The organism is Aquabacterium parvum (assembly GCF_001447195.1).
Lineage (GTDB): Bacteria > Pseudomonadota > Gammaproteobacteria > Burkholderiales > Burkholderiaceae_C > Aquabacterium > Aquabacterium parvum.
This window is the reverse complement of record NZ_LFRI01000005.1, coordinates 1-5,431: the sequence shown is the minus strand read 5'-3', so window position 1 is coordinate 5,431 and position 5,431 is coordinate 1. Positions and strand designations below refer to the sequence as shown.

General features: G+C 61.5%; 5 protein-coding genes. 1 reads left to right on the top strand and 4 read right to left on the bottom strand.

Features of this window, described 5'->3' with window-relative positions:
* Nucleotides 1–96 (top strand): IS3 family transposase (locus ABG80_RS24010; RefSeq protein ID WP_083505659.1); only part of this gene is annotated, 96 nt, incomplete at its 5' end.
* Between the two features lie 624 nt (nucleotides 97–720).
* Here the strand turns inward: ABG80_RS24010 and ABG80_RS00030 are convergent.
* From ABG80_RS00030 to ABG80_RS21770, 4 genes are all read right to left on the bottom strand, one after another.
* Nucleotides 721–942 carry a hypothetical protein gene (locus ABG80_RS00030; RefSeq protein ID WP_058085766.1) on the bottom strand — a complete coding sequence of 74 codons (222 nt, stop codon included), beginning with the start codon at nucleotides 940–942 and terminating at the stop codon, nucleotides 721–723.
* Nucleotides 939–2,546, bottom strand: a complete 1,608-nt coding sequence (gene tnpC, locus ABG80_RS00025) for an IS66 family transposase (RefSeq protein WP_058085767.1) — start codon at nucleotides 2,544–2,546, stop codon at nucleotides 939–941. Before tnpC ends, ABG80_RS00030 begins: the two co-directional genes overlap by 4 nt.
* Nucleotides 2,547–2,657: 111 nt before the next feature.
* A complete protein-coding gene (gene tnpB / locus ABG80_RS00020; RefSeq protein ID WP_058085765.1) occupies nucleotides 2,658–2,993 on the bottom strand; it encodes an IS66 family insertion sequence element accessory protein TnpB in 336 nt (111 codons plus the stop codon).
* Between the two features lie 1,866 nt (nucleotides 2,994–4,859).
* Entirely contained in the window at nucleotides 4,860–5,246 is a 387-nt protein-coding gene (locus ABG80_RS21770; protein WP_152987386.1) for a hypothetical protein, read from the bottom strand.
* Nucleotides 5,247–5,431 lie beyond the last annotated feature (185 nt).

The following is a 5,431-nucleotide window of genomic DNA, read 5'->3' as shown; positions in this document are numbered from 1 at the left end:
TACAATCACTCTCGTCTGCATTCGGCGCTGGGCTATCTCAGCCCCATGCAATACGAGCAACGCTGGCTGGCGGCTCAGCGCAAGAACGCCGCATGAAACCCGGGCTAAGCGCTCCGAAATTCAGGGGCAACCTCAGCTATTGCTTGACAGATGGGGAAGCCCTTGTAGCCCCAGGTAAGCGGCGCCGGAGCACCGAAGGTGCGTAGGGTACCAACACAGGCCATGAGAATGCCGAAGGCATGGCCTGTGTTGGCGTCCGCTTGACCGCCCAGTTAGGCCGCTGTGCCGTGGCATGGTATTGCTTGCGAATAGCGACCTACGCATTGCGCGCCTCCTGGTTGGTGACGCTTGGTCTTCTAACGAGCCACCACGCCCAGATGCAAGCAAGTGCGAGAGCAAAGAATACAGTTGCTGCTAGGTAATGGTTTGGGCTGAGCCATGAGGCAGAGAGCAGCATTGCAAGGAGCGACGCAATGGAGGCTGGAACGCCTTGCGCAAGGCGCCAACCCCGGGTTCGGTTCGGAAGTGCGATGGTGGCGGTAATGCACAGAAGGATGACAAGGGAGACAGTAAGGGCCTCCATGATGGGGATGCCAACTGAGTCAGCATCTACGGGGTAGATGCCTGCGCTCATGTTCTGGTCAAGCACGAACCAAAGTAGGCCGTTGGACAGAACAAGCGTATGCGTCCGGCGAACCCATCTTGACAGGCTGATGTTCGTCAGTTGCCATTGACCTCATCGATGATCTCATCGTGTTCGTAGAACAGGCCAACGGCTTTGTCGAGTCGCTTGAGCAGAGCGCTTAGCGTTTCGCCGTCCCGGCGAACGAGTGCGGCCACAGTGTTATGGCTGTCCGCTGCGGTTGCAGCGCACTCGATGGGATAGATCGCACCAATGGTGATGTCTCCGCCATCAGCGATCAATGCGTCGATGTTCTTCATGTGCTGACATTTTTCCGATGTTGCCCAGGCCCCCACCGATGCGGCAAGAGATCACCGATTTGACTGGCCTTGTGCGTTGGCAGTCGCCGTAGCACATCGCGCAGGTAGGCATGCGGATCGTGTCCATTGAGCTTGGCCGACTGGATCAGGCTCATGATGGCGGCCGCACGCTGGCCTGCCAGCAGCGAGCCCGCAAACAGCCAGTTCTTGCGCCCAATCGCAATGGGGCGCATCTGGTTCTCGACCCAGTTGTTGTCGATGGGCAGCCTGCCGTCGTCGATGAAGCGCGTGAGCGCCTGCCAGCGTTTGAGGCTGTAATCCAGCGCCTTGGCCGTGGCGCCTGAGAACACCTTGGCCCGTTGCGCCAGCATCCACTCGTGCAAGGCGTTGGCAATGCGCCTTGATTGCTCCTGCCGGATGGCCTGCCTGTCTTTGGCGCTCAGGCCCTTGACCTCGCGCTCGATGTCGTAGAGCAACCCGATGTATTGCAAGGCCTGCCCAGCAATCTGGCTGGTGCCGTTGGCATGCAGGTCGAAGAACTTGCGCCGTGCATGGGCCATGCAGCCCACCTCGGTGATGCCCTGGGTGAAGCTGGCCTTGTAGCCGCCGTAGTCGTCGCAGATCAGGCTGCCCCTCCAGTCGCCAAGGAAGGCGCGCGCATGCTCGCCCGAACGACTTTCTGCAAAGTCGTACACCACGGCCTTCATGGCTTCGAACACACCGGGGCTGTAGGCCCACAGGTAGGCCCGGTGCGTCTTGCCGGTTCCGGGCTTGAGCATCTCCACCGGCGTCTCGTCGGCGTGCAGCACCGAGTAGGTGAGCATCTCGGCCTTGAGGGCACCGACCAGGGGCTGGAGCTGTACGCCGCACTGGCCCACCCACTGCGCCAGCGTCGAGCGCGGCAGCGGCACGCCCTCTCGGGCGTAGATCTCTTCGAGACGGTACAGCGGCAGGTGGTCGCCATACTTGGCCACCAGCACGTTGGCCAACAGGTTCGAAGTCGGGATGCCCTTGTCGATGATCTGCGAGGGCACCGGGGCTTGCACCAGCTTCTGGCAGGCTGCACAAGCCCACTTGCCGCGCACATGGCGCTCCACCGTGAAGGTGCCGGGCGTGTAGTCCAGCTTCTCGCTGACGTCCTCGCCGATGCGCTTCATCTGGCAGCCGCAGCCGCAAGCCGTGCTCTGGGGCTCGTGCTGGATCTCCACGCGCGGCAGGTGTGCGGGCAGCGCCGTGCGACGGGGCTTGGCTTTGGGAGTGTCGGCGGTGTCGCTCTGCTCGGCCGGTGTTGGGCTCAGCGCCTGGAGTTCGGCCTCCAATGCGGCCAGGTCGGCGTCCAGGGTCTCGTCGAGCAGGCTGCGCTGGTCGGCATGCAGCTTCTCGCTCTTGGCGGCGAACTGCACCCGCTTGTAGCGGGCGATCTCGTGCGTGAGCAGGTCGATCTTGGTCTGCTTGAAGTGGATCTCCTGATCCTTGCTGACCAAGCTCTGCTGATGTGCAGCAAGCTGTTGATCCTTGTCCACCAGCTTGGCCATCAAGCCCTCGGCCAGGGCGCGCAGTTGTTGCGCGTCCATGTGCTGCAGTTGCTGGGGATCGATGACCATGGCCCTCATCATCGCTGCCATCGAGGCTGTTGGCCATCGTGGGCTTGAGGGATTGCGCCACAGTGGGCAATGGCATCCAGCCGCCCGATGAACAGCTGATCCACTGTGCGATCACACCACCCGGATGGCGCCATCGGATTGCAGGCGTTGCCAGGGCAGGCCCATGATCAAGGCTTGCCACTGCGCCTGGTTGAGCTCGACATGAGCAGTCAGGCCGCCCTGCGGCCATACGAATCGGCCTTGGTGCAAGCGTCGCGCCAGCAGCCACAGGCCTTGGCCGTCGTGTACCAGCACCTTCATGCGTGTGCCGCGCTGGTTGGCGAACAGGTAGGCGTGGTGCAGGCGTGCGGCACCAAAAACCTCGACCACGCGGCCCAGAGCTTTGTCTGGCCCGGCTCGCATGTCCAGTGGTGCCGTGGCCAGCCACAGTGCGTCGATGCGGATCATGTCGGCGGCCTCGTCTCATCGCAGCCACTCGCGCAACCAGGCACCGCACTCGGCTGCGGCTGTCGCAGGCCATTGCAGACTCACGGTGCTCGCGCCTCGGCGCAACTCAAGGCGGATCGGCTCAACTACAGGTGCGCTGGCTCGCGGCATGGGCACCTCGACGAAGGCGCTTGATGGAGTGCCTGCAACAGCCACCACGCCAATTGCCCCTGGGCCATCTCGAAGCCAGCGACGTACCAAGTTGGCATTGAGGCCATGCGCCAGCGCCACGCCAGCCACTGAGGCGCCAGGTTGTTGGCAGGCCAGGATCACCTCACGCTTGAGGTCAGGCGCGTGGTGGCGCCGGGTGCGCTTCGTTGGAGTGCTCTGCATAGTGTCCACTTGTCTTCTTGGTGGACACTATCCTCACGGTTCAGGCTGGGGTGCTCAAGATGCCTTCACCGGACGCATACGAACAAGCGACACGATCATCATGGCGGTTGCACGAATTCTTGCCATTTCGGAGAGGCCTAACGCCCAAGTTCAGGGGCGCGCGCTTGGCGTGGCCGAAGCGTGCAGTGGTGGAGGCGTCCCCTGCAACGCCCAGTTAGGCGCTGGTGGATGGCGCACGAGTGCATGGTTAACAGTTGCCCTTTTTGGCTTGACCAGGCGGGCAGAACTTTCCGCCGCCCGAGTCATGCCTGCCGGCGGGGTCAATGACGACCGAGCCTGATGGTGTGTAGACGGCACAACCAGCGACGGACGATGCAAGAACAACCAGTGCGATCAGCGCTCTCATGGGACAGCCTTTGTTGACGTGAAGGCGTTCAGTTTATGCGGCGGTAGTCGGGCCACCGAGAAGGCGGCTTGCTTGGCCTGTGCATGCGGGGTGTTCAGCATTGGCCTAACTACCAAGGTAAGGGGCGCGCGCTTGGCCAACGCAAGGCGCGCACTGGTGGAGGCGTCCCCTTGACCGCACAGTTAGGCCGGTGAAAGTAAGCCGATGCGCGGCCAGTGAGCCCGCACATGAGGCGCCAGCCTGGTGTGCGCGATGAGCTGCGGTGGCAGCCCCAACATTCATTTGTGCCATGCCGCCTCCCTTTGCGTATGGCGCCAGCCATGCGCTGACGAAGGACTCAATCTACCCGACTTGCAACCTGCGCGGCACAGGTGCCGGCACACGGACCGCAAGCCTCGATGTGTTCCGGCGAACGCCCCACAAGGCCGATGAATACTGGGCATTTGCGAGAAGCCTAACTACCAAGGTAACCGGCGCCGGAGCCCGACAGGGCGGAGGGTACAACCAAGGGCCATGAAAATGCCGAAGGCATGGCCCTTGGTTGCGTCCGCGTTGACCTGACAGTTAGGCTGGGGTGCGAAGGAGAGGGCGTGGAGCACACGGCAAACGTGCCGTGGTTCGATGAACAGTGACGCTGCACAGACGCTCCCGTTGATGTATCTAGTGAGTCTGCCAGACGCCTGGCTCTGTGGGAAGGCTGCTGTGCTGCTTTTGGGCGCTGCGCGATGGCCAGGATGCCGCCGAAAGGGTAGCTTGATTCATGTTGATTTAGCGGCGATTACTTATAAATCTTTTGATGCCGGCGGCCACCAGACGAAGAGTTAGCAAATAAGCGACAAACAGCGCGAAGAATAGAGAATCGGAGCCCACTGCATTTTTGATGTGTTCGTAGAACAAGCCTGCTGGTACTATGCCAGCCAGATAGATGGAGAACTCTGCTGACGGTTTCATGTGGAGCCTAACTATCAAGTTCAGGGGCGCGCGCTTGGCGTGGCCGAAGCGTGCACTGGTGGAGGCGTCCCCTGCAACGCCCAGTTAGGCGCTGGTGGATGGCAGGCAGTGGGGAAGAGGCTCATTGCAGAGAGTGGCTAGGCAGTGTTGCGTGCGCGGAAGCCATAGTAAACACCGGCTGCGGCTGGGAGAAATACGATTGGCCACAGATAGGTTGATGCAAGCGTCACGCCTGCACCGATGCCCAACAGGAGCTTCGATGCACCGGGCCTTCGATGAGCGCCGCTGCCGTAACTTACGGCCAAGAGCAGAAGGATTGCCGGCGCCAGCGCCCAAGTGATGAACCACCAGAAGTACGGGTTCTGAGCGGAGAACGTCTGTTGCACTTGCTCAAGTGCCGCCTGAGAGGCCGAAAGCCTTTCCGGCATAGCAACGAACAGCATGATTGCCCATGCCGCGATAGGAATGGCTGCAGCGATGAAGTAGCTGAGCGCTGCCAGCGTGGATGGTCGCGGGGCTCTCATGGACGGATTAGGTGTAGCGGTTCAGTTGTTGCTAGCGGCACGGTTTGGGGCGCCTAACGAATGAAAGGGACTTCCCCGTCCCGAGCTAGCCGCATATTGCGGCGAACGGCAACGAAGTGCCACGATGGGGTTGCGAATCTCATCCACTCACTCGGAAGGGGAAGTCCATGACCATTTTGTTCGTT